The sequence below is a fragment of the Streptomyces sp. ME02-8801-2C genome, from assembly GCF_033793965.1.
Taxonomy (GTDB): domain Bacteria; phylum Actinomycetota; class Actinomycetes; order Streptomycetales; family Streptomycetaceae; genus Streptomyces.
Genome location: NZ_JARAXP010000042.1, coordinates 1 through 24,695, shown reverse-complemented (window position 1 = coordinate 24,695; position 24,695 = coordinate 1). Strand labels below are relative to the sequence as shown.

The 24,695-nt window shown below is 71.9% G+C and carries 22 protein-coding genes and 4 pseudogenes; 12 read left to right on the top strand and 14 right to left on the bottom strand.

The genetic code is table 11. The features are described 5' to 3' along the window. Window positions 1-205 (top strand): annotated as a pseudogene (locus PV396_RS44545) (MFS transporter); the annotation flags it as partial. A gap of 384 nt (window positions 206-589) precedes the next feature. Continuing rightward, window positions 590-1,255: a DUF4389 domain-containing protein gene (locus tag PV396_RS44540; protein WP_319214097.1), complete on the top strand. Its 666-nt coding sequence runs from the start codon at window positions 590-592 to the stop codon at window positions 1,253-1,255. A 40-nt stretch (window positions 1,256-1,295) separates the two neighbouring features. Here the strand turns inward: PV396_RS44540 and PV396_RS44535 are convergent, their stop codons facing one another. Further along, window positions 1,296-2,306 carry an Acg family FMN-binding oxidoreductase gene (locus PV396_RS44535; RefSeq protein WP_319214096.1) on the bottom strand — a complete coding sequence of 337 codons (1,011 nt, stop codon included), beginning with the start codon at window positions 2,304-2,306 and terminating at the stop codon, window positions 1,296-1,298. 300 nt (window positions 2,307-2,606) lie between these two features. On the opposite strand from PV396_RS44535, the gene PV396_RS44530 reads away from it, so the two are divergent. Continuing rightward, window positions 2,607-3,191 carry a hypothetical protein gene (locus PV396_RS44530; protein ID WP_319214095.1) on the top strand — a complete coding sequence of 195 codons (585 nt, stop codon included), beginning with the start codon at window positions 2,607-2,609 and terminating at the stop codon, window positions 3,189-3,191. 292 nt (window positions 3,192-3,483) lie between these two features. Here PV396_RS44530 and PV396_RS44525 read toward each other — a convergent pair whose 3' ends face one another. Beyond that, window positions 3,484-3,828, bottom strand: coding sequence for a DUF2231 domain-containing protein (locus PV396_RS44525; protein WP_319214094.1), 345 nt, complete (start codon window positions 3,826-3,828; stop codon window positions 3,484-3,486). A 155-nt stretch (window positions 3,829-3,983) separates the two neighbouring features. On the opposite strand from PV396_RS44525, the pseudogene PV396_RS44520 reads away from it, so the two are divergent. Together PV396_RS44520 and PV396_RS44515 are read left to right on the top strand one after the other, a co-directional pair. Further along, window positions 3,984-4,394 (top strand): annotated as a pseudogene (locus tag PV396_RS44520) (glycine radical domain-containing protein); the annotation flags it as partial. 62 nt (window positions 4,395-4,456) lie between these two features. Beyond that, a complete protein-coding gene (locus tag PV396_RS44515; RefSeq protein ID WP_319214101.1) occupies window positions 4,457-5,323 on the top strand; it encodes a 4Fe-4S cluster-binding domain-containing protein in 867 nt (288 codons plus the stop codon). 598 nt (window positions 5,324-5,921) lie between these two features. Here the strand turns inward: PV396_RS44515 and PV396_RS44510 are convergent. The 3 genes from PV396_RS44510 to PV396_RS44500 form a co-directional block, all read right to left on the bottom strand. Beyond that, on the bottom strand, window positions 5,922-7,718 hold the full coding sequence (locus PV396_RS44510) for a GAF domain-containing sensor histidine kinase (protein WP_319214093.1): 1,797 nt from the start codon (window positions 7,716-7,718) through the stop codon (window positions 5,922-5,924). Window positions 7,719-7,848: 130 nt separating this feature from the next. Then, window positions 7,849-8,877, bottom strand: a complete 1,029-nt coding sequence (gene gap / locus PV396_RS44505) for a type I glyceraldehyde-3-phosphate dehydrogenase (protein WP_319214092.1) — start codon at window positions 8,875-8,877, stop codon at window positions 7,849-7,851. 146 nt (window positions 8,878-9,023) lie between these two features. Next, the gene (locus PV396_RS44500) at window positions 9,024-9,716 is read right to left on the bottom strand and encodes a response regulator transcription factor (protein WP_319214091.1); all 693 of its coding nucleotides are present in this window, start codon (window positions 9,714-9,716) and stop codon (window positions 9,024-9,026) included. A gap of 472 nt (window positions 9,717-10,188) precedes the next feature. On the opposite strand from PV396_RS44500, the gene PV396_RS44495 reads away from it, so the two are divergent. Beyond that, window positions 10,189-10,653: a pyridoxamine 5'-phosphate oxidase family protein gene (locus PV396_RS44495; RefSeq protein WP_319214090.1), complete on the top strand. Its 465-nt coding sequence runs from the start codon at window positions 10,189-10,191 to the stop codon at window positions 10,651-10,653. Window positions 10,654-10,947: 294 nt separating this feature from the next. On the opposite strand, the gene PV396_RS44490 is transcribed toward PV396_RS44495, so the two are convergent. The 7 genes from PV396_RS44490 to PV396_RS44460 all read right to left on the bottom strand — a co-directional run bounded on the left by PV396_RS44490 (window position 10,948) and on the right by PV396_RS44460 (window position 17,858). Continuing rightward, on the bottom strand, window positions 10,948-11,571 hold the full coding sequence (locus PV396_RS44490; RefSeq protein WP_319214089.1) for a hypothetical protein: 624 nt from the start codon (window positions 11,569-11,571) through the stop codon (window positions 10,948-10,950). Between the two features lie 140 nt (window positions 11,572-11,711). Next, window positions 11,712-14,096 carry a phosphoketolase family protein gene (locus tag PV396_RS44485; protein ID WP_319214088.1) on the bottom strand — a complete coding sequence of 795 codons (2,385 nt, stop codon included), beginning with the start codon at window positions 14,094-14,096 and terminating at the stop codon, window positions 11,712-11,714. A gap of 138 nt (window positions 14,097-14,234) precedes the next feature. Beyond that, window positions 14,235-15,065 (bottom strand): universal stress protein, encoded by an 831-nt coding sequence (locus tag PV396_RS44480; protein WP_319214087.1) that lies wholly within the window; start codon window positions 15,063-15,065, stop codon window positions 14,235-14,237. Between the two features lie 260 nt (window positions 15,066-15,325). After that, window positions 15,326-15,766 (bottom strand): pyridoxamine 5'-phosphate oxidase family protein, encoded by a 441-nt coding sequence (locus PV396_RS44475; protein WP_319214086.1) that lies wholly within the window; start codon window positions 15,764-15,766, stop codon window positions 15,326-15,328. 119 nt (window positions 15,767-15,885) lie between these two features. Continuing rightward, the gene (locus tag PV396_RS44470; protein WP_319214085.1) at window positions 15,886-16,068 is read right to left on the bottom strand and encodes a hypothetical protein; all 183 of its coding nucleotides are present in this window, start codon (window positions 16,066-16,068) and stop codon (window positions 15,886-15,888) included. Continuing rightward, the gene (locus PV396_RS44465; RefSeq protein WP_319214100.1) at window positions 16,065-16,733 is read right to left on the bottom strand and encodes a helix-turn-helix domain-containing protein; all 669 of its coding nucleotides are present in this window, start codon (window positions 16,731-16,733) and stop codon (window positions 16,065-16,067) included. The genes PV396_RS44470 and PV396_RS44465 overlap by 4 nt, the downstream gene beginning before the upstream one ends. Window positions 16,734-16,787: 54 nt before the next feature. Beyond that, the gene (locus PV396_RS44460; RefSeq protein ID WP_319214084.1) at window positions 16,788-17,858 is read right to left on the bottom strand and encodes a zinc-dependent alcohol dehydrogenase family protein; all 1,071 of its coding nucleotides are present in this window, start codon (window positions 17,856-17,858) and stop codon (window positions 16,788-16,790) included. A gap of 271 nt (window positions 17,859-18,129) precedes the next feature. Here PV396_RS44460 and PV396_RS44455 point away from each other — a divergent pair. Continuing rightward, a pseudogene (locus PV396_RS44455) lies at window positions 18,130-18,523 on the top strand (STAS domain-containing protein). Window positions 18,524-18,637: 114 nt separating this feature from the next. Then, entirely contained in the window at window positions 18,638-19,234 is a 597-nt protein-coding gene (locus PV396_RS44450; protein WP_416071591.1) for a hypothetical protein, read from the top strand. Window positions 19,235-19,382: 148 nt separating this feature from the next. Here PV396_RS44450 and PV396_RS44445 read toward each other — a convergent pair whose 3' ends face one another. After that, window positions 19,383-20,234 (bottom strand): universal stress protein, encoded by an 852-nt coding sequence (locus PV396_RS44445; protein WP_319214083.1) that lies wholly within the window; start codon window positions 20,232-20,234, stop codon window positions 19,383-19,385. 155 nt (window positions 20,235-20,389) lie between these two features. Here PV396_RS44445 and PV396_RS44440 point away from each other — a divergent pair, with 155 nt between their 5' ends. The 3 genes from PV396_RS44440 (at window position 20,390) to PV396_RS44430 (ending at window position 23,653) form a co-directional block, all read left to right on the top strand. After that, on the top strand, window positions 20,390-20,743 hold the full coding sequence (locus PV396_RS44440; RefSeq protein ID WP_319214082.1) for a hypothetical protein: 354 nt from the start codon (window positions 20,390-20,392) through the stop codon (window positions 20,741-20,743). A gap of 199 nt (window positions 20,744-20,942) precedes the next feature. Then, window positions 20,943-21,956 (top strand): 2-hydroxyacid dehydrogenase, encoded by a 1,014-nt coding sequence (locus tag PV396_RS44435; RefSeq protein WP_319214098.1) that lies wholly within the window; start codon window positions 20,943-20,945, stop codon window positions 21,954-21,956. Between the two features lie 701 nt (window positions 21,957-22,657). Beyond that, window positions 22,658-23,653, top strand: a complete 996-nt coding sequence (locus PV396_RS44430) for an Acg family FMN-binding oxidoreductase (RefSeq protein ID WP_319214081.1) — start codon at window positions 22,658-22,660, stop codon at window positions 23,651-23,653. Between the two features lie 154 nt (window positions 23,654-23,807). On the opposite strand, the gene PV396_RS44425 is transcribed toward PV396_RS44430, so the two are convergent. Continuing rightward, a complete protein-coding gene (locus PV396_RS44425) occupies window positions 23,808-24,230 on the bottom strand; it encodes a pyridoxamine 5'-phosphate oxidase family protein (protein WP_319214080.1) in 423 nt (140 codons plus the stop codon). 294 nt (window positions 24,231-24,524) lie between these two features. On the opposite strand from PV396_RS44425, the pseudogene PV396_RS44420 reads away from it, so the two are divergent. Next, window positions 24,525-24,695 (top strand): annotated as a pseudogene (locus PV396_RS44420) (MFS transporter); the annotation flags it as partial.

Here is a 24,695-nt window from a genome sequence, read left to right as displayed (position 1 = left end):
CTCGGTCACCGGCGTCGTCGGCGCCGCCGGCGGCCTGGGCGGCTTCGTCCCACCGCTACTCATGGGCTCCGTCTACGGCGCCTACAACTCGTACGCACTGGGGCTGATGCTGCTCGCCGCGGTGGCCCTCGCAGCCCTCGTCTTCACGAACACAGGTGTTCGGGGCGCTGTCGCCCACCAGGCGCGGGCCGCGCGAGCGCACTGACCGGACAGGCGCGGTCCGGTCGCCGAAGTATCGAGTGAGGCTTCAGCCGCCGGCGAACGGTCCTCCAGCAGGGGCCTCTCCCCCGTCGCCGGAGGTCGTTCGCGCCTGGGACACGCGCGCGGACGCGGGTTTCCGATGGTCGCCTCGCGCCGGCCGGTTCAGGTCCCTCGTCCCGTGGCCCCGCTGAAGCCTCAACGGCCCTGGAACAAGGATCGGCCGACCCACGGAACCCTGCGCTGGCAGGCGCCGCCCGGCCGGTCGTCTGGGGCCGATAGGCCTCCCGGACGGGCCCACACGGCCCTCACGGCTCCTCCCCCACCGCGGCCAGGCTGGTCATAGGGCTGATTCAGCGTGTCACGCCCTGAGGCGAAGGAGCTGATCGCCATGACGACCCTCACGGGATTCCCGGACCGCCCGGTCCGGGTCGACGCGGTGCTCGACACACCACTGTCGCGATGGCTGTGGCTGGTGAAGTGGATCCTGGTCATTCCGCACTACGTGGTGCTGTTCTTCCTCTGGATCGGCTTCACCGCGGTGAGCGTGATCGCGTTCTTCTCCATCCTGTTCACCGGGCGCTATCCCCGCACGCTGTTCGACTTCAACCTCGGTGTGCTGCGCTGGAGTTGGCGGGTCGCCTACTACTCGTACGGCGCCCTCGGCACGGATCGCTATCCGCCGTTCAGCCTGGGCGAGGAACCCGACTATCCGACCCGGCTGGACATCGCCTACCCCGAGCACCTCTCCCGCGGCCTGGTACTGGTGAAATGGTGGCTCCTCGCCCTCCCGCACTACATCGTCATCGGCTTCTTCCTCGGCGGGTTCCGTGAGGGCTGGTGGTCCGGCGGACTCATCGCCGTGCTGACGGTCATCGCGGCCGTGATCATGACCTTCACCGAGAAGTACCCGAAGAGCCTGTTCGACCTGGTACTCGGCCTCAACCGGTGGGTACTGCGGGTCGCCGCCTATGCCGCCCTGATGACGGACACGTACCCGCCGTTCCGGCTGGACATGGGCGGCACCGAACCGGCCGGGCCGGAGCAGCAGCCGTGATCACCGCCCTGGTGGCCGCGTGCTGCACTGCGGGGCGCACTCAGTTGCCTCGCTGGTCCGCCGGCCCGGCATCGGACAACTGGTGCGCGGCGCGCCGTGGGGTGGCGGGGCCGTCCGGGCCGTATCCAAGGCGGATCAGCATCTGGGCGTGCCCGTTGTGACCGGGTGTCGGGCTCAGCGACTGGCGCAGGTCGGACCACTCCATCGGCTGGTGCAGCAAGGACGTGCGCACGCCCTGGACCGTCGCGACCAGCAGCACGTGCTCCAGGGCCTGCCCGGCCCGCAGCCAGTCGGCGCGGCGGTCGTGCTCGGTGGTCAGCAGCGCGATGACCGGGTTCGTCTCGAACGGCTGGGCGGCCAGCCGCTCGGTGTGCCGCTGTGCGGTGAAGTCGCGCATGGGCAGGCGCTCGTGGGCGTCCTGCGGGCCGAGTGCCGCTTGCGGGAGCCCGACGTCGGCGGGCTCGTCCCAGTCACGGTGTATCCAGCGGCGGCTCTCGGCGCCGCGGTCGGAGTCGGTCCGATTGCGGTGCTCGGCCTCTGTGGTCAGCCGGAGCAGGCGGTCCGTGTCGTCAGTCGCGGGGAAGGTGAGCAGGGCGCCTTCCGTGCGTGCGGCCTCGATGAGTTCGGTGCGGACGTGCGGGGCCAACGGCCTCCCGGAGAACGGGAGTCGGCTGCTGTGCCTGCGCTCGATCGCGCTGTACAGATCCGCACGATGCCCTGTGGTCGGCCGCGAGGCGGTTCCGGTCGGTCGGACCGTGGCGAGCAGTCCTGGATCGTCCGGAGTGGGCAGCAGACGGGTGACGGGACGCCAGCCGAAGTGGGCGACCGCGACACGGAGGTTGAACACGGACGCGCCCACCGAGAGGTGCAGGGCTCGGCCCGTGGGGTCCATGTAGCGCAGGCCTCGCTCCGGAGCCGCGCGCACCTGGAGTGTGACGGTCTCGGGGTCCAGGCGGTAGCGCCATGGCTGGGTGTTGTAGATCGAGGGGGCGGCGACCGCGGCCGAGAGGCAGGCTTCCAGGGTCGAGGCGTCAAGGGTCGTGGATTGCATGGTGTCCTCCTCGCCGGGCCTACGTCGCTCAGCGGTCGCGCTGAGGGAGTCCTTGCCGCCCAGGATGTGAGAACCGGGGCGGCGCGGGGAGGGGCCGGTGGTCCCTCCCCGGGGTCCGTACGGGCCGGACATGCTCGTCGGGTCGCCGGTCGCCCCGGACCAGGGCTGAACGGCCCACCGCCGCGGCGGTGCGAGCGCCGAACGGCCCTGCGATGCCGCCCGGTCGGCCCCTGCCGTAACCCGTGTGCGAATGTCACCGTCCTCTTGTCGCACGTGGACAAGAGGAGGAGGTGCGGTTCGATGCGCGGCGCAAAACGTATGAGGAAGTGGCTGTGGCGGTGGCGGAGCAACCCGCTGCGGCGGCGCGACGACATCGTCGAGGCATGGATCGTGCTGGCCGTGTGGTCGGTCATCGCGCTGGGCGGCACGCTCGTCGGCACGGTCACGGCCCGGGCCGCGGACGACTCCTTCGCGCAACTGCGCGCCGAGCGGCACGTCGTCCGGGCCGTGCTCGTCGAGAGCACCACGGGAGCCGTGCCGACGACGGAGGGCGTGCGGGACGGCCGTGTCCGGGCGAAGGTCCGCTGGACGGCGTCGGACGGTTCCCCACACACCGGCCGGGCGCTGGTGAATTTCGGGCGCAAAGCCGGATCGCCGGTGGTCGTCTGGACCGACGACGCGGGACGGCTCGCCTCTCAGCCGCCGACCACCGCTCAGGCATCCGCCCAGGCGGGCGTCATGGGCGTCTCGGCCGCGCTCGCTCTCGCCGGCCTGGTGTACGCCGCTGGGCGCGTCACACGGTGGCGGCTCGACTCTCGACGCTTCGAGGCATGGGACCGGGAATGGGACCGGGTCGAACCGCAGTGGCGCCGCAAGGCCACGTGAGCCCGGGCCGCCCAGGCGGATGTTCCTGGCGGCCGTCGGCGCGGCGGACCGGACGGGTATCCCCGTGCCCGAGTGGTCCTTTTCCGGCGCGGCGGCTCCGGAGTGTCGAAGAGACGGAGAGCGCGCTGCCCGTACCCCAGCCGCGACTCGACGGCACCACGGTCCTCCGGACGGGCCATCCGGCACTGTCGTCACACAACGGCGCAGGCAGGTTTCTCCCCACGCAACGGCAGTGGCCGGGGTGCTGACCCGCCAATCCGGAGGAGCCGTGGCCCAACGTCGGCCTCGTCCGTCAGCCGCCGTTCTGCGTGGCCGTCTTGGAAAAGTTGTCCTGCCAGGCCGCCTTGGCGCCCGAGTCGCCGATCCGGTACACGTCCGTCACAGCACCGACCGCGACAGCGAGGGAAAGGACCACAACCACGCCCCGAAGCAGTACCGGCTGTGCCCATGAGACACCCGACGTGCCGTCCACGGCGGAAGCCGAACGCCGGGCCGTCCACCAGACGACTGCCGAGATCACGAAGAGGCCGAGAGCCCACGCCAGCAAGCCGTCGCCGAGTTCGGCGTGCTTGCGCACCAACGGGTCGCTGCCGACGTGCTCTTCCAGCCATTCCCCCGCGTGTGTGTCCACCGGCACGCTCGCCAGTGTCACGAGCGCAAGGACGGGCAGCACCAGGCCGAGCCGCCAGACGACGCAGGCCCAAACTGTGCCACTCCAGCGGGAGCGCGAGAGCGTCGTCGGCCGGGTGGATGTTCGGCATCCCCCTGGCCCTGAAGGCCATTCGCCGGGGCACCCCCGACGGCCGCCGCGCCGGTCAGCCCTTCGCCCCGGGCGCCAACCCCATGAACGGCCGGGACCGGCACGGGGTGGCCGCGTCCGCACTCTCGGTGGCCAAGCTCCCGTACGAGCAGGCCCGCGACGGCATCTCACTGACCACGACCATCACGCCCGAAGGCCTGGGGCACGTGCCCGACGAGCGTGCGGGCCATCTGGTGGGCATCCTCGACGCGTACACGGCCTCCGGTGGCTTCCACATGAACGTCAACGTCCTGGACCGGGCGACGCTGGAGGACGCGATGGAACACCCGGAGAAGTACCCGGAGTTGACCATCCGGGTCTCCGGGTACGCGGTCAACTTCGTCCGTCTGACCCGCGAGCAGCAGCTCGACGTGATCAGCCGCACCTTCCACGGCACGCTGTGAACACCGCCTGCCCCGCGTCGGCCCCGGGCCCGGCATCCGCCCGGCCCGGGGCCGACGGGTCCCTGACCGGCCGAATCCACTCCTGGGACCTGTCCACGGGAGTGGACGGTCCCGGGACCCGGTTCGTGCTGTTCCTCAGCGGCTGTCCGCTGCGCTGCCTGTACTGCGCCAACCCGGACACCTGGCACATGCGTGACGGGAAACTGAGCACCGTCGACGAGGTGATGGCCGAGATCGAGGAGTACCGGCCCTTCATCACCGCCGCCGGCGGGGGAGTGACGCTCACCGGCGGCGAGTCGCTGCTGCAGCCCGCGTTCACAGCCAGGATCTTCCGCCGCTGCCAGGAGCTCGGTCTGCACACCGCCCTGGACACCTCCGGCTTCCTCGGCACCCGCGCCGCCGACGAACTTCTCGCCGGCGATGCTTCCGCCGCCGGTGAGGTCGACGACGCCGAGCACCCGGCCGGTGCCGGGGTCGCGCACGGGGGCGGCGGCACAGGACCAGTCGTGCGCGGTGGAGCTGTAGTGCTCGCCGGCCACGATCTGGACGGGGTGTCCCACTTCCAGTACGGTGCCCGGGGCGTTCGTCCCCGCCTGCGCCTCGGACCACACGGCCCCCTCGACGAAGTGCATCCGCTCAGCGCGCCCCACGGCTGCGGAGTCCCCCTCGACCCACAGCAGGGTCCCGTCCGCGTCTCCGACCGCGAAGACGTGCCCGTCGTCCGCGGCACCGGCCCCCAGCAGCTCACGGAACAGGGGCAGCACCGCGGCCAGCAGATGGGTACATCGGTAGTGGGCCAGCTCTCGCGCGGTCCGGGCAAGCGGCGGCGGACGGCTGCTGTCGGGGGTTGCTCCGCGCGCCGTGCAGCGCCTCCACGAGTCCGCCACCAGTGGCCGCACCCCCGGTGGCATCGGTGCTCCGGGCGGTGACGTCACGAACCGCTCGTGCGTGGTGCGCAGTTCGGACGCCGAGGTGGCGGTGGAAACGGCCATGGCACCTCCCGCGTGTCGTACTCCGGTCCGGTCGCAGCAGCCTCACCCGCACAGGACGACGGGCCGCAGGGGCCGAACGGCCCTTGCGGCAGGGCCTCTTGGACTTCCCCCATGACAGACCCGGTGCCTGTCCGGCACGCGAGCGAGTCGCCAGGTCACGGCCGGGAAACGGGAGCGTGGTGGCCTGGTCGGACGTGCCGTGTCCGTCCCGCCCGCCGGGGAGGCTGTCCTCCTCCCCCATCGTCACTCGGCAGCCTGGACAAGGGGACGGGCCGGGGGGCCGTACCGTGCCGCCATCCGGCCCCACTTCGGCGGTGAACCGCCGCAGCAGGGACCGAACGCCAGGGTTCACGGTCGGCCCGGGCGGCGGCGCCGTGCACCCGCCCGATGCCCGCTGAGCGATCTGCGGGAAGTGCGGTGCGAAAGAGCTGCCGGACGTCTGTGGCTGGTCGTGCCTACGCGGCAGAGCCCGCACGGTGTGACGGCCCCGCGCCTCTTACCGGGCACGTACAGCACCGGACTTCGCCGAATCCGCTCAGGCCCCGGCCTTCCGCTCCTCGACCGGCACCCGCCACCCCAACGTCGTGCCGCCGCCGGCCGGGCTGTCCACCTGCAGTGAACCGCCCAACTGCTCGGCCCGTTCCGCCATGTTGCGCAGGCCGCTGCGGCGGCCGTCGGCCGGGATGCCCACGCCGTTGTCGGAAACCGTCAGCCGCAGTTCCCGCCCATCGGTCTCCAGGACGACCTCGACGCGGCGGGCCCGTGCGTGCCGGGCGACGTTGGTCAGGGCCTCGGAGAGGACGGCCACCACATGGTCGCCGATCTCCTTCGGGACCTGGGTGTCCAGCAGGCCCTCCATCCGCAGGCTGGGGGCGAAGCCCAGCACCGGCGCCGCCTCGCCGACCACGCGCACGGCCCGCGCCCGCAGGCCGGGCCCCGCTGTTTCGCGCGACCGCAGGCCGAAAATCGTCGACCTGATGATCTTGATGGTCTCGTCCAGGTCGTCCACCGCCCGCACCACCCGCTCGCTGGCCTCCGCGTGCTCGATGAACCGGCCCGCACTCTGCAGCGTCATGCCGGTCGCGAACAGCCGCTGGATCGCCAGGTCGTGCAGGTCCCGGGCGATCCGGTCGCGGTCCTGGAGCACGGCGATCTGCTCGGCATCCTGTCGGTGTTCCGCCAGCTCCATCGCCACCGCGGCCTGCGCGGCAAAGCCCTGCAGTGGCTCGGTCTCCTTCTCGGAGAACACGGTCCGGCCCGCCTCCCGAACCAGCAGAACGACGCCTCGTACGCCGTCGGCCGTTCCGATGGGGACGGCCACGGCCGGGCCGAGCCCGCTGAAACGCGGCGAGCCCGACGAGGCTCTCCCCCTGGGGGCATCTCCCAGCGGTAGCTGGGGGACTTCGGCCGGGGGGACCTCTGTCTCGCTTCGCTCACCTTCGGAGACGTCCGGACTGGAGATGAGAGCGGCGCGGGAGAACGCCTCACCGATCAGGCTGTCGTTCACGGGCAGAACCAGCCCGCGGTGCGCCTCCGCCTCCTGTCCGATGGCCAGTTCCACGGTGAGCGAGTCGGTGTCCTCCATCGGCACCGCGACCACGGCAAGGGCCGCGCCGGTGATCTCCCTGGCCCGGTCGGCGATCAGTCCCAGGACCTCGCCGCGGTCGCTGCCGGACATCAGGCTGTGGGTGATCTCCGCGCTCGCCTGCAGCCAGCGCTCGCGCAGCCGGGACTCTTCGTAAAGACGGGCGTTGTCGATGGCCACGCCTGCCGCAACGGCCAGCGTGGCCAGAACGGACTCGTCCTCGTCGTCGAACTGCGCCCCGCCCCGCTTCTCGGTCAGGTACAGGTTGCCGAAGACATGATCGCGCACCCGGATCGGGACGCCGAGGAAGGTGTTCATCGGCGGATGGTGGGGCGGGAAGCCGTACGAGGACGGGTGCCCGGAGAGCTTGGGCAGCCGCAGCGGCTCGGGGTGGCGGATCAGCTCTCCCAGGATGCCGTGCCCCTCCGGGTACGGGCCGATCTCGGCGATCTGCTCGTCGGTGATACCCACGGTGAGGAATTCGGACAGCCGCTTGCCGTCCGGGCCGATCACGCCGAGGGCCGCGTACTCGGCGTCGACCAGCACCGCCGCTGCCTCGACGATGCTGCGCAGCGCCTGTTCGAGTTCCAGTTCACGGCCGACCGAGAGCACCGCCTCCAGCAGGCTGTGCACCCGGTCGCGGGTGCCGCGGGCCGCGTCCAGCCGTGCCTGCAGCTCTTCCAGCAGCTCGTCGAGCCTCAGCTGCGGCAGCCGTACACGAGTTTCCCCGGCCTCGGAGCTTGCCACCCGTGATCCTCCAGATCGCCTCGCGGTGCCGACCGCCGACCATGGCGGTCATGGGCCCACGGTAACGGTCCGGCGCAGCAGACGATACGGGATCAGGTCGAGCGGCCGGGGGCAGGGCCGCCGGCAGCGGTCAGTCACGCGGGAGGCGGGCGGCGACGTACTCGGTGAGGTCGAGCAGCCGGTTGGTGTAGCCCCATTCGTTGTCGTACCAGCCGAAGATCTTCACCAGTTCGCCGTGGGCCTGCGTCAGCGGGGCGTCCAGCACGCACGAGGCGGGGTCGCCGACGATGTCGCGGGAGACGATCGGGGCGTCGGACACCCGCAGCACGCCCTTCAGCGGCCCGTCGGCGGCTTCGCGGAACGCGGCGTTGATCTCGTCTGCGGTCACCGCCCGGTCCAGGAGCACGCTCAGGTCGGTCAGTGAGCCGTCTTCGACGGGGACGCGTACGGCGATGCCGTCCAGGGTGCCGGCCAGCTCGGGCAGGACCAGGCCGACTGCGCGGGCGGCTCCGGTGCTGGTGGGGATGATGTTGACAGCGGCACTGCGGCCGCGGCGGAGGTCCTTGTGCGGGCCGTCGAGGACCACTTGGTCGTTGGTGTAGCCGTGGATGGTGGTCATCAGGCCCTTGACGAGGCCGAAGTGCTCGTCAAGGACCTTCACCATGGGGGCCACGCAGTTGGTGGTGCAGGAGGCGTTGGAGACGACGTGGTCCCGCTCGGGGTCGTACGTGCTCTCGTTGACGCCCATCACGACGGTGGCGTCAACTCCCTTGCCCGGCACGGACAGCAGTACCTTGCGGGCCCCGGCCCGCAGGTGCAGGCCGGCCTGTTCGCGGGTGCGGAGACGGCCGGTGGACTCGATCACGATGTCCACACCGAGGTCGCCCCAGGCCAGGGCGGCCGGGTCACGTTCGGCGGTCACGGCGATACGGTGCCCGTCCACGGTGAGTGAGGTGTCGTTGTGCTCGACGGTGCGGCCGATGCGGCCGTACGTCGAGTCGAACTCCAGCAGATGCGCCAACGTGGCCGGTGAGGTGATGTCGTTGACCGCGACGACCTCGACCGGTGTGCCGGCGGAGGTCTCCGCGCGTTCCAGCACCAGGCGCAGGTAGTTACGTCCGATACGGCCGAAGCCGTTGATGCCCACGCGCACGCTCATGTCCGTCGTCCTCCCCATCGGTGCCCGGTGGTGTTCCGGGGTGCGCTGCCAGCCTGCGTCCGGCGGTGCCGGCCCGGCTTGGGCCCTTCGGGGGTGAACTGCGGGACCGTCCGGCCCCACCGCCGCCGCGGCGGGCGTCAGTGCCGTCAGTGGCCTTCCTGCCGGAGCCGGTCCTGGGCCTGAGTGGCGATGACGGCGGCCTGGATGCGCCGTTCCACGCCGAGCTTGGCCAGCAGGCGCGAGATGTGGTTCTTGACCGTCTTCTCCGCCAGGTAGAGCCGCTGGCCGATCTGCCGGTTGGTCAGTCCCTCGCCGATCAGCGCCAGGATCTCCCGCTCCCGGTCGGTCAGGCCCGGCAGCGCGTCCGGCTCCTCTTCCTTCTGCTGGTCGTTGCGGAGGCGGGCCATCAGCTTGGTGGTGGCGCTGGGGTCGAGCAGGGACTGGCCCCGGGCCACCGTGCGCACCGCCGTCACCAGGTCCGAGCCCTGGATCTGCTTCAGCACATACCCCGACGCACCGGCCATGATCGAGTCCAGCAGTGCCTCCTCGTCGTCGAACGAGGTCAGCATCAGGCAGGCCAGCTCCGGCATCCGCGAGCGCAGCTCCCGGCACACGGTGACGCCGTCGCCGTCGGGCAGACGGACATCGAGCACCGCGACCTGGGGACGCAGGGCGGGAACGCGCACCAGGGCCTGCTCCACGGTGGCTGCCTCGCCGATCACGGTGATGTCCGGCTCGTCGTTCAGCAGGTCGTGCACTCCGCGCCGCACCACCTCGTGGTCGTCCAGCAGGAAGACCCGGATCGGTCCGTCGGGGCCGGCCTGCTCGGTGTCCACCATCAGATGCTCCCTGTCCTGCGGTCCACGCCGGTGTCCGGTCGTGGGCGGTATCGGCTTCCCTCTGGAGATCCTTCTCGCCCATGGGCCGAATGGCCAGGGCCGGTCGGCCCTGATTCCCCTGCGGCACGGCTCCGTGTGGACGACGACTGCCCGTCGGCGGGCACCGGCATGCAACACCGGGCGCAGCCGGGAGCGCGGCTTCAGCCCCGATTCGGGACGCTCGGACCGTGACCGAGAGGTGCCGTACCGCAGGATGGGCCGACCGGACGGCATCCAGGGCCGAACGGCCCTAGCGTTCCGCGATCAACGGGCGTTCCATCGACAGTCGTCGGTAACCGCCGAACGCCATAGAGGGGCGGGAGACAGAGATGCCGTTCCGGCCCATGAGCCGCCGGTGCGACGAGCCGCGTCACCCCACCGGTGCGTCGGCCGGAAACGCACAGCTGGCGCCGCATCCGTACGGAAGACCGTCATGACCGTCAAGAAGGCCCACCCCTCCCCTGCCGCACCGCGTCAGTCCGTGGAACTGGACAGCTGGGAAGCTCTGCGACTGCTCGGCACCGTGTCGCTGGGCAGGATCGTCTTCACCCGGCAGGCACTGCCGACCGTCCGCCCGGTCAACCACGTCCTGGACGACGGCGACATCGTCATCCGCACCCACGAGGGCGCGGCCCTGACCTCGCACACCCGCCAGGCCGACGGCGGTGGGGTCGTCGTCGCGTACGAGGCCGACGCCATCGATCCCGACACGCACCTCGGCTGGAGCGTCGTCGTCACCGGTTACGCCCACCTGGTGACCGACCCGCGCGAACTGGCCCGCTACCAGGCGATGCTGCGCCCCTGGGTGCAACAGACCATGGACTACGCCGTCCGCATCCACCCCGACCTGGTCACCGGCGTGCTGCTCACCGCCACGGACGAGTCCCCAGGCCGCTGACGGACATCTCGGCCGCACGGTCACGGCGGCGCTCAGTGCGCGGGTCCGGTATGCGTCCCCGGGGGTGCGGGTTCGGACCCGTCGGTGGAACGACGAACGAACTGCCCGGGTGCACGCGGTGTGCGCCCGCCCTCCGGACCGTGACCGTGGACGTGGACGTGGGAGACAGCACGCCCCTGCGCCCGTTGGGCTTGTCAACCCGTCCCGTGGCGCGCCGGCAGAAGCCGGAGATCGGGGCACCGTCCGCATGGGCGCGGCGGTGCCCCGATCACGGGACGGGCAGGTCAGGTCAGGTCAGGTCAGCCAGCGGTTGCGGCTGACGAACGGCAGTCGCGCCCATGCCTTGCCCAGCCCCGAAGTGGCGCCGGCGCCCGCGGCCGCGAGGGCGATCAGGACGACGGCGTAGATGAGGTGGTAGTCGGCGACCGGGTTGGTGGACATGCTCAGCGAGCCGTCGGAGAGGTGCTTGGCGGGCGGCCATTCCGCGATCCACATGAGCGCCATCATGGCGGTGCCGGCTGCGGCGGCGAGCCGCAGCGCGATCCCGCTGATGAGCGCGAGGCCGATGCCGAGCAGGCCGAGCACGAACAGCCAGTCGGCCCAGCCGGCGCCCGCCCAGTCGTGGAATGTGGACTCCATCGGTCCGGCGGCGACGCCGCTGAGGAAGCCCTTGGTCGGCGAGCCGCCGTCGATCCAGCCCTTGCCGGAGGCGGTCGCGTAGCCGAAGCCGAACGTCTTGTCCAAGAACGCCCACAGGAAGACGAACCCGGTCAGCAGACGCAGCCCGGCGAAGACGTACGCACGGGTGGCGGTCGCCGCCGCGGTCGCCGTGTCGGCGCCCGCTGGAGCCGTCCCGGTCCGGCGCAGGGACGGGAGGTGGAACCCCAGGTGCCGGTGGGGGTGGTCGTGGACTGCCATGATGCTCATCCCTTCCAAGGGGTGACGCTCGGGGTCTGGATGACTCTCGTTGCGTCTTCAATGTCCCGCATCGACGGCGGGGATCGCAGGGCTGCGGGGCCCGCAGAACGGGGCCGAACGTCCCTGCCGAGAGGGCCTGTTCAGCCGTCCCAGGCCCAGTCGGCGACCTCGGGCAGGTCGGTGCCGTGGACGCGGATCCAGTCGTGGTGGCGCAACCGGGCGTCCTCCATCGACTGCCGTACGGCGGCGGCGCGCACCGCGAGCCCCGGGACGCGGTCGATGACGTCCATGACCAGGCGGTAGCGGTCGAGGTCGTTGCGGACCACCATGTCGAAGGGCGTCGTGGTGGTGCCGATCTCCTTGTAGCCGCGGACGTGCAGGTTCTTGTGGCCGGTGCGGCGGTAGGCGAGGCGGTGGATCAGCCACGGGTAGCCGTGGTAGGCGAAGATGACCGGCTTGTCGCGGGTGAACAGTGCGTCGTACTGCGCGTCCGGCATGCCGTGCGGGTGCTCCTCCTGCGGCAGCAGCCGGGCCAGGTCGACGACGTTGACCACCCGGACGGACAGCTCCGGCAGGTGCCGGCGCAGCAACTGGGCGGCGGCCAGCACCTCCTGGGTGGGGACATCGCCCGCGGCGGCGAGCACCACGTCGGGTTCGCGGGTGCCGTCCTCGGTGCCGGCCCATTCCCAGATCCCGGCGCCGCGCGCGCAGTGGGCCTTGGCCTGCTCCATCGTCAGCCAGTCGAAGGTGGGCTGCTTTCCGGCGACGACGACGTTGACGTAGTCGCGGCTGCGCAGCACGTGGTCGGCCACGGACAGCAGGGTGTTGGTGTCCGGCGGCAGGTAGACGCGTACCACCTCCGGGCTCTTGTTCAGTACGTGGTCGACGAAGCCGGGGTCCTGGTGGGAGAAGCCGTTGTGGTCCTGGCGCCACACGTGCGAGGTGAGCAGGTAGTTGAGGGAGGCGATGGGGGCGCGCCAGGGCAGGCGGCGCGTGGTGCGCAGCCACTTGATGTGCTGGTTGACCATGGAGTCGACAATGTGGACGAAGGCCTCGTAGCAGGAGAACAGTCCGTGCCGGCCGGTCAGCAGGTAGCCCTCCAGCCAGCCCTGGCAGGTGTGTTCGGAGAGGATCTCCATCACTCGGCCGTGCCGCTCCAGGTGTTCGTCCACGGGGAGGGTCTGGGCCTGCCATGCCTTGCCGCTGGCGTCGTAGACGGCCTGCAGCCGGTTGGAGGCGGTCTCGTCGGGGCCTACGATCCGGAAGTCGCGGCGCCCGCTGGTCTTGTGCATGACGAACTCCAGCAGGTCGCCCAGGACCCGGGTGGGTTCGTGCATCGTCGCGCCGGGCTTGTCGACCGCGACCGCGTACGACTCCAGTTCCGGCAGCGGCAGTTCGCGCACGAGCAGCCCGCCGTTGGCGTGCGGGTTGGCGCCGAGCCTGCGCGTGCCGTCGGGTACGCAGGCGAGCACCTGGGGGCGGGGGCGTCCGTGCTCGTCGAACAGTTCCTGCGGGCGGTAGGAGCGCAGCCAGGCCTCCAGCTGACGCAGGTGTTCGGGGTTGTCCCGGACGGCGGACAGCGGGACCTGGTGGGCACGCCAGGTGCCCTCCACGGGCAGGCCGTCGACCTCGGCGGGGCCGGTCCAGCCTTTCGGGGTGCGCAGCACGATCACCGGCCAGTGGGCGCGCTGCGTCACACCGTCCTCGCGTGCGGTGCGCTGGATGATCTCGATCCGTTCCAGGGCGTCGTCCATGGCGGCGGCCATGGCCCGGTGTACGGCGATCGGGTCGTCGCCGGTGACGTGGATCGGGGCGTGGCCGTATCCCCGCAGCAGGTCGTCGAGTTCGTGCTCGGGCAGCCGGGCGAGCACCGCGGGGTTGGCGATCTTGTAGCCGTTGAGGTGCAGGATCGGCAGGACGGCGCCGTCGTGGACGGGGTCGAGGAACTTGTTGGAGTGCCAGGAGGCGGCCAGCGGCCCGGTCTCCGCCTCGCCGTCGCCGATGACGCAGGCGACGAGCAGGTCGGGGTTGTCGAGCGCGGCGCCGTAGGCGTGCGAGAGGGAGTAGCCGAGCTCGCCGCCCTCGTGGATGGAGCCGGGCGTCTCGGGTGCGACGTGGCTGGGCACCCCGCCGGGGAACGAGAACTGCTTGAAGAGGCGGGCCATGCCGGCCGCGTCCCGGCTGACATCCGGGTACGTCTGCGAATAGGTGCCCTCCAGCCAGGAGTTGGCGAGCACCGCTGGTCCGCCGTGGCCGGGGCCCCAGATGCACAGGGCGTCCTGGCCGCGGGCCTTGATGACGCGGTTGAGGTGGGTGTGCACCAGGTTCAGGCCGGGCGAGGTGCCCCAGTGGCCGAGCAGCCGCGGCTTGACGTGTTCCGGGCGCAGCGGCTCGGTCAGCAGGGGGTTGGCCATGAGGTAGATCTGGCCGACGGCCAGATAGTTCGCGGCGCGCCAGTGTGCGTCCAGGGACTTCAGCTCCTCGTCCGTGAGCTCGGCGGGCGCCTGCTGGGTGTCGACGGACATGGGGTTGCCTTCCGGGTCGGGTTTCGGGGCGAGGACGTGTGCGGGTCCGTCTCTCCCCGTCTCTCCCCACCTTCCGCCCGCCGACCGGATACCCGACAGGGCCGATCGGGCTACCCATGGGGCCGGGGTGCCCCCCCCTCAACCGGTCGGCACCAGGGCCACGGGGCAGTGGGAGCGGTGCAGCAGGGTGTGGGCGACCGGGCCGAGCCGCGGGCCGGGACGGTGCGCTTGGCGGTGGGCGCCGATGACCACGACGCCGGCCGCGCGGGTGGTCTCCAGCAGGGCGTGCGCCGGGCCGGTGCGGACCGTGCGGGTCTCGACGGCGACCTGGGGGTACCGCTCGTGCAGCGCCGCCACGTCGAAGCGCGGTACCGCTTCCTCGGCCGCGTCCCGCCGGGCGAGTTCCCGCTGGCCCGGGCTCGTGGCGGGCAGAGGCGACGGCATCTCGGGCGCGACGTGCCGGTGCGTCGGGGAGTGCACGACGCGCAGCCGGACGCCGCGCCGCTCGGCCTCCTGGAAGGCGTAGGCCGCCGCGTCCGCGTCGGTGTCGTTCTCCAGGCCGAGCAGCACCTCACGGCCGTCGTCGCACCGGTGGTCGCCGCGGACGACGAGCAGCGGGCTGTGCGTGTGCGAGGCCAGGCGAAGACTCACCGAGCCGAACAACGTGCCGGTGAACCCGCCGAATCCACGGGTACCGACGACGGTGAGGGCCGCGCCCTCGCTCTCGCGTGTCAGCGCCCGTACCGCGCCGCCCTGGGCGGACGTGGTCACCAACGGCAGATCCGGATGGTGGGCGCGTATCCGTGCGGCGGCCGAGGCCAGGACCGGCCCGGCCTCGTCGCGGTCGGGCACGGCGTACACGATGCGCAGGGTGGCGCCGCGGCGTGCCGCCTCCGCGGCGGCCCAGTCCAGTGCGCGTACGGCGATCGCTGTGCCGTCCACTCCGACGACCACGTGCTGTGGAGTCATGTCACTGTTCCTTGTCTGGTTTTGTGGTGGGTGTCGAAGGGTTGCGACGCAGGGGCCGGCTCGTAGCCGGTAGGCATCGCTGCTTCCACACCGCTGACGGCACCGCCCTCGGCGGTTGCCATGGCGGCCTACGCCAACGATGCTCGTCGCGCACCGCAGCACGGGGCAGAGGCCGACGGGAACCCGTTTCGCGCCATGCGGCCCTTTTTTTCCAGGGCCGCTCGGGCCCCATCACGGAAGGCTGTTGCGGGTGGCCGCGCTCAGGAGGCGAGGCGCGCGCCGTACATCGTGCGTCCGCCGGCGAGTTCCCGTCCGGTGACGAGCTCGGGTTCGATCCGCACGAACACCTCTTCGGGTGAGGGAGCCCAGGAGCGCGGTCCCACCCGGCACAGCCGCGCGTGCTCGGCCGGGTCGGTCACCACGGTGGCCCGGCCGGTGACGACGACGCTCCAGCCGGAGTGCGCCGCCGCGTCGACCTCGTCCGCCTCGAAGGCGACGACCGCGCCGTCGACCGCGCGGGCCAGTTCCGAGGCCGCCGACGTCCGCAGCAGTACCCCACCACCGTCGTCCAGGCAGAAGTTGACCGGCAGGACGGCGGGCAGGGCATGACGTGTGTGGACGATGCGGCCGACAGGCGTCGTCGCCAGGAGGCGCTGACACTCCTGCCGGTCGAGTTCGCGAAAACCGTCGTTGGGATACATGGCCAGTCCGTCTTTCGCCCGGTGTCACTTCGTGCACACCATCCTGTGCCCGGAGGCGGCAGGCGGTGAGGGACCATCGGTCCCACCCCTGCCGGAGAGCGGCCCTGAAGCGGGGAGCCTCATGCCCCGGCATCATCGCTCGGGCATGCCGGCCTCTGTTCCTGGCCGTCCGGGGACACGGCGGTGGCGTCGCCGTCCCAGCCAATACGGGGGCGCGAGGGCCGGGCACGCAGGACCAGCGCGTCCCGGTGGAGTTCGTCGTCGAGGATGTGCAGCCCCGCCCCAAACCGGGCTTCGCTCACCTGCTGAGGGAGGAGCGCTCCCTGATCATGCGGCCGGTGATGTCGACCGGGTCGATGCACACCCACATGTCGCGCCGGCCGCCCGCCCAGGGTGTGCTGTACGCCCGCTCCATGAGCTGGCGTACGGCGTCGGGATCCGTCACGCCCCGGGCGGGCCCGCGCAGCAGCACGCTCCAGCCCTGGCTGAACGCCTCGTCGATGTGGTCGACCTCGAAGGCGACCCGGGTTCCGGGAACCTGCGAGGCAGTGGAGCCGGGTGCCGTCCTGAAGGCGATCGCACCGTCTACGACGCTGTAGTTGACGGGCAGGACCGTCGGCCCCTCGGCCGTGGTCACCGCGAGCCTGCCCACGCCATGTGTCGACAGCCGCCTCCAGCACTCCTCGGTGCCCAGTTCCACGAACTCCGGGTCGCGGGTGGCCTGTCCCAGGCCGGGCGGCCGGTCGGCATCGCCACCGGTGAGCGCCGTGAGGCTGGTCCTCAGGGCGCCCGCCAGCCGGATGAGGGCGCTGATGCCCGGGGTGGCGGCCGGGGTTTCCTCCAGGTACCGGAGGTAGCCGGGGGCCATGGCCGCCCGGCCTGCCACCTCCCGTCGGGTCAGGCCGAGTTCCACACGCCGCTGGATGAGACGGCGCGCGAGGTCGCCCCCCGCGGATCCGGTCGGCATGTTCGCCGTGCCTGCTGATGCCTGTTCGAGCACAGCTCTCACCTCCTCCTCTCGTCAGGCCGCCGAAACGGCCAGGGTGTCGTGCCGCTGCCCGCCGAGTACGACCTTGAGCGCGCCGGTGTCGGCGGCCCGGGCGAAGACGTCGTACGCCTCCTCCATGCGACCCAGTGGGAAGGTGTGGGTGACCAGCGACGAGGTGGGCAAGCGGCCGGCCGCCGCCATCCGCAGCAGCGTCGGTGTGGACGAGGTGTCGACCAGCCCGGTCGTGATCGTCACGTTCTTGCTCCACAGGTCTTCGAGGTGCAGCGTCGCGGGCCGGCCGTGCACGCCGACGTTGGCCACGTGCCCGCCGGGCCGGACCATGCGCGTGCACATCTCGAAGCTCTCCGGCACGCCCACCGCCTCGATGATCACGTCGGCGCCCAGCCCGTCGGTGAGATCGGCGACCAGCTGCACGGGGTCGTCACGGACGGCTGCCACGGCGTCGGCGCCGAGCCGCCGGGCTGCGTCGAGCCGGGAGCCGGCGACGTCCACGGCGATGACCCGCTCGGGCGCGTACAGCCGGGCGGTGACGATCGCGGCCAGCCCGATGGGCCCGGCACCCACGACGGCGACGGTGTCGCCCGGCCGTACCTGCCCGTTGACCACGCCCACCTCGTAGGCGGTCGGGAAGATGTCGGCGAGCAGTACGGCGTCCTCGCTGTCGACCGCGCCGGGCAGCGGGTGCACGGACAGGTCGGCATGGGGCACACGGACGTACTCGGCCTGCGTGCCGTCGATGCGGTGGCCGAGGATCCAGCCTCCGCCACCGAGGCACTGGCCGTACGCACCCTCCCGGCAGAACCGGCAGCGACCGCAGGCTGTGATGCAGGAGACCAGGACCCGGTCCCCCGGCCGGACGGTTCGTACGTCGCTGCCGGCCTCGACGATCTCGCCGACAGCCTCGTGTCCCAGCACCGTGCCGGGCCGCACCTCGGGTACATCGCCCTTGAGGATGTGCAGGTCAGTGCCACAGACGGTGACGGTGTCGACGCGCACGATCGCGTCGGTGGGGTCCTTGATCCCTGGGTCCGGGACGTCCTCCCAGGCGGACTGTCCGGGGCCGTGGAAGACGAAGCCCTTCATGTCCGTTCCTCCCTCGGTCTGGCGGTTGCGCGGTGTGCCGCCGACGAAGCAGTGCGGTCAGGCCGCGCAACACGGCGCCGGTGAGGCCCCGCATGTCCAGCGTGTCCCGGACGGTCGGCGTCCGCTTGGGCCGGTCGGCCCCTGTCAACCGGCTGGACGGGGCCGTTCGGGCCGGGCGGCCGAGTCGGGGACCACAGGCCTGTGGGGAGCTGCGCAAACGGGGCCGCCCGGCCCTTCCGCTCGGCCTGCCGCTCCAGGTTGTCTCTGATCCATGTCCGACCCCCGCACCGAGCCCGCGCCCGGCCACACGGAACGTGTCGTCGGCGGCACGACCGTGGTGGAGCTGCGCGGCGAGATCGACATCCTCACGGCGCCGCCCCTTTCGGCGCGCCTCGACGCCCTCACCGCCGGGCCCGGCCCCGACGTGGTGCTGGACCTGCGTCCCGTGGCCTTCATCGACTGCAGCCGGGCTGCGTCTGCTGTGCCGGGCCAGGAACCGGGTCCTGGCCCGGTGTGGCCGGCTGCGGCTGGTCGCCGACGACGCCCGTTTCCTGCGCATTCTTCGCTGCGCCCAGCTGGCGGGCGTCTTCGAGGTGCGCTCCCGCCTGTCCGAGGCGCTCCTGTGCGCTCCGGACGAGAACGTCCTCTCGGCCGCGGCGGGCTGACGCGCCACCGGCTGAACGGCCCCTTTCCATCCCGGACTTGGCCCCGACCGGCCCCATGATGCCCACCGGGTCGGCCCATGCCGGGACGCGGTTGCGGCTGTCACCTTCCTGACAGTGGCAGCGACCAGGAGGTACGCGATGACGGGCGGCGGCAGGCGTACCACGAAGTGGCGGTGGCGGTGGCGGTGCAACCCGCTGCGCCGACGCGATGACGTTCTCGAGGCGTGGCTCGTGCTGGCCGTCTGGACGCTCATCGCGGTGGGTGGCACTCTCGCCGGCGTGCTGACGGCCGGGGCCGCCGACGCGGTCTTCGCGCAGCAGCGCGCCGAGCGGACGCCGGTGCGGGCCGTACTCCTCACGGACATCCCGCGGGCGGCCGCGAAGAGCTACCGGGCCGTGGCGAAGGTCCGCTGGACAGCCCCGGACGGCTCGGTCCGCGCCGACAAGACCCTGGTGCACTACGGGCTGAAGGCCGGATCCAGGATCGTGGTCTGGACGAACGAGCGGGGGAATCTGACCACCGAGCCGCCGAGTCGGACGGTGGCGGCCGTCGATGCGGGACTTTGGGGAACTGTCGCCGCCCTCGCCGTGTCCGGCGTCGCGTTGGGCGCCGGAAGGGCCGCACGGTGGGGGCTCGACCGTCGACGCATCTTCCAGTGGGGCAGGGAGTGGGATCTGGTGGGTCCGCATTGGGGGCACAAAACGGGCTGATCCGGCCCGCTATCGCCCCCATGGGGACCAACAGCCCCGGCCGGCCACCCGCGTGCGGTAACTGGCCCTGGGCACCTGGTTGTTCGGCTGTTTCCCCGGCTCGCCCAACCGGGAACCGGCGCCCTCGACGCCGCGCCGGGCCCCGTCGTCAGACCGGGACCACGGCCACGGGGCACCGCGTGTGCTGCAGAAGCGCGCGTACGGCAGGAGGCAGGGCGCCCTCGTGACGGCGGCCGACCACCAGCGTTTCGGCACGAGCGGAGGCCTTGACCAGGGCGTCCGCGACCCCGAGCAGGACCACGTCCGCCAGGACACGTACCGACGGGTACTTCGCCCGCCACGGGCGCAGTGCGTCGGCCAGTACCTGCTCCTCGTGGTCCTCCCAGCGGCCCCGGTCCTCCTCCGGTACGGCGTACGGCATCCACGCGGCTTCCGGCAGCGGCAGCTTCCAGGCATGCACCAAGCGCAGTCGCGCGGCCCGGCGGCACGCGGTGTCGAACGCGAAGTCCACGGCCGCCTCGTCCGGCCGCCGCGCGTCGACGCCGACGGCGATCCTGTCCATGCGCCTGCCGGGAACCTCGTACGCGAACTCGGGCGGGACCAGGACCACCGGCCGGTGGGACGACGCGGCCACGGACAGCGCCACCGTGCCGGCTCCGGGTCCTTCGGTGCCTTCGGTGCCTTCGGTCCCCCGCATTCCCAGGACGACGAGGTCCGTGTTCTGGTCCCGGCCCGACAGCGCGGACACCGGCTCACCCTCGACGGTCACGCCGCCGATCGCCAACTCCGGGTAGCGGGCGGCCAGTTCGCCGGCCGCACGGACGGCCACGTCGCACGGACGGCCGGGCGCCGGCCAGGCTGCCGGCTGCGGCCCCGGTCCGGGCTCCACGTGGACCACCTGCAGCGCGAGCCCGCGGCACACGGCCTCGCGTGCCGCCCAGTCACCGGCAGCCCGGCTGCCCGCCGAACCGTCCACACCGACCACGACCGTCCGTTCCATGCCAGTTCGCCTCCGTTTTCGTACGCCCACCCCACCGTCCGGGAGAGCGCACGCACCGCGCAGGGGCCGTTCGGACCCCGTGGCGGGACCGGACGGCCCCTGCGGCCCGTCAGACCGCGGCTCAACGATGGGAAGGAGTCCGAGAAGCCACGCGAGTGCCAAGCAGGGGAGGTGCGCGCCCATGTCGCGACCGGTCGTCGCCGGAGTCGACGGATCTGGTGTGGCGGGCGCGCACCGGCCTGATGGCCCTGATCGTCACCCAGCACGACACGCGAGAGGACTGGCTGCGCGCCGGCCAGGCGCTCCAGCGGGTCCTTCTGCACGCCGCCGCCCACCATGTCATGGCCGCCTTCCACACCCAGCCGCTCGAACTGCCGTATCTGAGGGCGCAGGTCCGCACGCAGGTGGCCGACGGGCAGTTCCCGCAGATGATCCTCCGCCTCGGTCCTGCCACCCCGGGCCGCCCGGCACCGAGGCGTCCGGCCGTGGACGTCCTCGCGGTGGAGTGACCTCCGGGTCGGTGATACGGAGGCTTCCGCGGCCAGGACCGGGGTGGGGTGCGGTGGGTCGTCATCGGGCCGTCCCTCGCCCTGCAGTGGGACACCTGCGGTGCCGGGGTTCGACCGGCTGGGCCCATCGGCCCCTGTCTCCTCATCGGTCCCGCCCTACGGTGGACATGTGATCACCCGCTCGCTGGGAGGAAAGCACGTGGAGATCGTCGCCTACGGAGTCCTCGCGGACGAACAGCCCCTGCTGCGGAACGCGTTCGACCGGACGTTCGTCGGCCGTCATGAGCTGCGCTGCCTGGAGCTGTTCCTGAACCGCGACAGCGCCCCGACCGCCATCGGTCACGAGGTGGTGCTGAGCAGCGTCAACGACACCCTGGACGCCGAAGTGCTGCGCTCGCTGGCCGACGGCGGCACGAAGTTGATCGCCCAGCGGGCCACCGGCCACAACAACATCGACCTGGCCGCCGCCGAGGAGTTGGGGCTGACGGTGGCGCGGGTGTCGTACTACTCGCCGTACTCGGTCGCCGAGTTCGCCTGGACTCTGGCACTCGCCGTCAACCGCAGGATCGTCCGGGCCGCGCACCGCACCCGCGAGTTCGACTTCCGGCTCGACGGGCTGATGGGACGCGACCTGCGCGGCCGGACGGCCGGAGTGGTGGGCACCGGCAAGATCGGCGCCGCGTTCACCCGGATCGCCCACGGCTTCGGAATGCGGCTGCTGGGCTGGGACATCGCCGAGAACCCCGACTGCCGCACCCTCGGCATGGAGTACGTCGCACGGGAGCGGCTGTTCGCCGAGGCCGACCTGGTCAGCCTGCACGTGCCGCTGCTGCCCGACACCCACCATCTGGTCGACGCCAAGGCGCTGGGCCTGATGAAGGACGACGCGATCCTGGTCAACTCCAGCCGCGGCGGCCTCGTCGACACCGACGCCCTGCTGGAAACCCTGCGCGCGGGGCGGCTGAGCGGCGTGGGCCTGGACGTCTACGAGGAGGAGGCCGGCGTCTTCTTCCTCGACAAGTCCCTGGAGGTGATGACCGACGAACGCCTCGCGAGGCTGATGACCTTCAACAACGTCCTGGTCACCTCGCACCAGGCGTACTTCACCCAGGACGCCGTCGGTCAGATCGCCACGACCACGGTGGCCAACGTCGCGGACTACTTCGCCGGCCGCACCAGCGACAACACTCTCCTGCGGCCGGCCGCCCGCTGAAATGCCGTGGAGCCTTGACGCGGCCCGGCTCCCCGCAAGGCCCGGTCCGCGGGCCCGGACGGGGGCGTGCCCGCGCGGATACGCATCACACGGGCATGCGGCCGACGACCCACGTACGGCCGCAGCCCTTCGAGAGGCCGCCCCCTGGCGCGGGCGCCGTTCCGGTGGGGACGGGGGAGCCCCTCGCGGATGCCGTAGGCCGACGCCCGCGCCTGATTCAATGATCGGTCCACCGGACCGCGCACAAGAGGGACGACCGGCCTCATGTGAAGGCCGGTGGGGGCCTTGTGTCGTGCGCTTCGCCCGGGCAGTGTGTTTTTCACCCGGCGGTGCTCCGGCGGGGCAATGTCATTGCCAGGTCGGTGGAGGCATCCTGCTGTTCCCGGGGAAAGAGCGCGAGCCTGCGCCAACTCGGCTGAACGGCATGGGACTTCCACTTTGCGGCCTCGTGCCCCGCGGCCGCATACCCGGGGCTCCGCGCTGTCTCCCGGGCCCCTGCCATCGCGTGCGGTGTTCGGCGGATGCGGGTGCCGCTCGATGCCGCCCGGCGGATACTGGAATCGGCGCTTTCGGGCGTGGGAGGGTGACCATGGTCGGCTTGCGGCGGTCGGTATGACGGCGGCGTCCGGATGTTTATCCGCCCGGCCCACACTGTGCTCGCCCGCGTACACGGTGTCGGAGCAGTGTGTGAGGAGGGTGCCATGGCCGCACGGCCGCTCGACACGAAGACGGTGACCGGCCTGGTCGCCGACGCCACGGCCGCGCCGTCCATGCACAATGCGCAGCCGTGGAGGTTCCGCTTCGTAGCCGGGGAGCGTCTCCTCGTGCTGTGTGCCGACCTTGAGCGGGCGATGCCCCGCTCCGACCCCGACAACCGGGCGCTGCACATCGGCTGCGGGGCGGCGCTGTTCAACCTGCGCGTCGCCGCTGCGCACGCGGGCCTGATCCCGCAAACCCGGCTGCTGCCGGAGCCCGGGGAGCTGCTGCTGCTCGCCGAGGTCCGTCTGGCCGACCCCTCCGGGCCGGCCCGGGACGAGGACGGCCTGGCACGGCTGCATCCGGCGATTGCGCAGCGGCACACCAGCCGTCACCCGTTTACCGAGCAGGACATTCCGGACGGCGTGCGGGCCGCGCTGCAGGACGCGGCCGCCCGGGAGGGGGCCGTACTGCTGTTCCCCGGCCCCTGGCATGCCGGGACGGTGCTGGAGCTGGTCCATGACGCCGAGAGCCGCGACGTGCTGGACCCCGACGGCCAGGAGGACCTGGTGCGCTGGACCCGGCTGGGCGCGGAGGCGGACACCGCGGTCGACGGCGTCCCCGAATACGCCTTCGGTCCGCGCAAGCGGGACGGCAAGGCTCCACTGCGGGACTTCGCCGGACGCCGGCCGGTGGCCGACCGCGGCACCACCGCCTTCGAGCGCACCCCGCATCTGGCCCTGCTGAGCACCCGGGGCGACACCCCCGCTGACTGGCTGCGTGCCGGGCAGGCGCTCGAACGCGTCCTGCTGGAGGCCACCCTGGCCGGCCTGGCCACCGCCCTGACCTCCCACCCGCTGGAGAGCCCCGAGTTGCGCTGGCTGGCCCGCGACCCGGCCTCCGGTGCGGGCCAGGTGCAGATGGTGCTGCGCCTCGGGTACGGGCCGCGGGGACCGGCCACGCCGCGCCGCCCCGTTCGGGACGTCCTTGAGTTCGCGTGACGTTGCGGCAGCAGAGTGCCCTGCCGGAGATCGTCCGGCAGGGATTGTGCGGCCCCGTGCGTCGTCGCCAACCGCAGCTCATTCGGGAGCAGGTCCTTTCCTGCCGGCCACAGCCTCGCCGGCGCACGCCTCCCCGCGCGCCCCGGCGTGCAGGTCAGGAACGCGCGTCAGCGCCGACGATCTCCCGCCCCGTGACCATCTCCGGTGCGATCCGCACGAAGACCTCGTTCTGTGAGGCAATCCAGGAGCGAGGGCCGGTACGCAGCAGCCGCTCGTGCTCGTCGGGGTCGGTGACCACGGCGGCGTGGCCGGTGACGACGACACTCCATCCGCAGCGATGCCGCGCGTCGAACTCGTCCGCCTCGAAGGCCACCACCGCGCCGTCGACCGCGGCGACCAGTTCGGAGGACGCCGAGGTGCGCAGCACGACGGCGAAGCCCGCGTCCAGACAGAAGTTGACCGGGAGGACCGCCGGCATCGCGCGGCGGGTGAAGACGATGCGGCCGACGGGCACCTTGGCCAGCAGACGCAGGCAGTCCCCCCTGTCGAGTCCTCGGAAACCGTCACTGTGGAACATCCCTCCACCGTCCGATCCGACGCCGGATCCCGGTAGGGCCCATCGGCCCTGACGCCCCGCCCAACGGGCGCCCGTACGGGCCCGGCACCAGGGCCGGTCGGTCCGGCACAAGGAACCGACGGCCCCGTGCGTGACCGCGGGGAATCACGCAGCCTGGAAACGGCCCACCGCGCCGTCAGGGCATGCGGAGCGGCCGGATCGATCACTGCGATCAGGAGGGTCAAGATGGTGCTCCAGCGGTCTGGAAGAAACGACGTGACACCCCCGGCAGCCGTGTCGGGTCGGGCGTGGTTGATGCTGGCGCTCGCCACGGTCGGTTTCGCCGTGAACTTCTGGGCATGGGCGCTGCTCAGCCCCCTCGGCCCGCGATTCAAGGACTCTCTACAGCTGTCCTCGTTCCAGCAGTCGCTGCTGGTGGCAGTACCCGTCGTGGTCGGCTCACTCGGCCGCATCCCGGTCGGCGCA

Bases quoted from the DNA above. Each gene is read 5' to 3' on its own strand.
- PV396_RS44480 (WP_319214087.1), bottom strand. From the start codon at position 15,065: ATGACTCCACAGCACGTGGTCGTCGGAGTGGACGGCACAGCGATCGCC.
- PV396_RS44425 (WP_319214080.1), bottom strand. From the start codon at position 24,230: ATGTTCCACAGTGACGGTTTCCGAGGACTCGACAGGGGGGACTGCCTG.
- gap (WP_319214092.1), bottom strand. From the start codon at position 8,877: ATGAGCGTGCGCGTGGGCATCAACGGCTTCGGCCGTATCGGACGTAAC.
- PV396_RS44460 (WP_319214084.1), bottom strand. From the start codon at position 17,858: ATGAAGGGCTTCGTCTTCCACGGCCCCGGACAGTCCGCCTGGGAGGAC.
- PV396_RS44465 (WP_319214100.1), bottom strand. From the start codon at position 16,733: ATGCCGACCGGATCCGCGGGGGGCGACCTCGCGCGCCGTCTCATCCAG.
- PV396_RS44475 (WP_319214086.1), bottom strand. From the start codon at position 15,766: ATGTATCCCAACGACGGTTTTCGCGAACTCGACCGGCAGGAGTGTCAG.
- PV396_RS44540 (WP_319214097.1), top strand. From the start codon at position 590: ATGACGACCCTCACGGGATTCCCGGACCGCCCGGTCCGGGTCGACGCG.
- PV396_RS44500 (WP_319214091.1), bottom strand. From the start codon at position 9,716: ATGGTGGACACCGAGCAGGCCGGCCCCGACGGACCGATCCGGGTCTTC.
- PV396_RS44495 (WP_319214090.1), top strand. From the start codon at position 10,189: ATGACCGTCAAGAAGGCCCACCCCTCCCCTGCCGCACCGCGTCAGTCC.
- PV396_RS44490 (WP_319214089.1), bottom strand. From the start codon at position 11,571: ATGGCAGTCCACGACCACCCCCACCGGCACCTGGGGTTCCACCTCCCG.
- PV396_RS44485 (WP_319214088.1), bottom strand. From the start codon at position 14,096: ATGTCCGTCGACACCCAGCAGGCGCCCGCCGAGCTCACGGACGAGGAG.
- PV396_RS44445 (WP_319214083.1), bottom strand. From the start codon at position 20,234: ATGGAACGGACGGTCGTGGTCGGTGTGGACGGTTCGGCGGGCAGCCGG.
- PV396_RS44535 (WP_319214096.1), bottom strand. From the start codon at position 2,306: ATGCAATCCACGACCCTTGACGCCTCGACCCTGGAAGCCTGCCTCTCG.
- PV396_RS44430 (WP_319214081.1), top strand. From the start codon at position 22,658: ATGGCCGCACGGCCGCTCGACACGAAGACGGTGACCGGCCTGGTCGCC.
- PV396_RS44530 (WP_319214095.1), top strand. From the start codon at position 2,607: ATGCGCGGCGCAAAACGTATGAGGAAGTGGCTGTGGCGGTGGCGGAGC.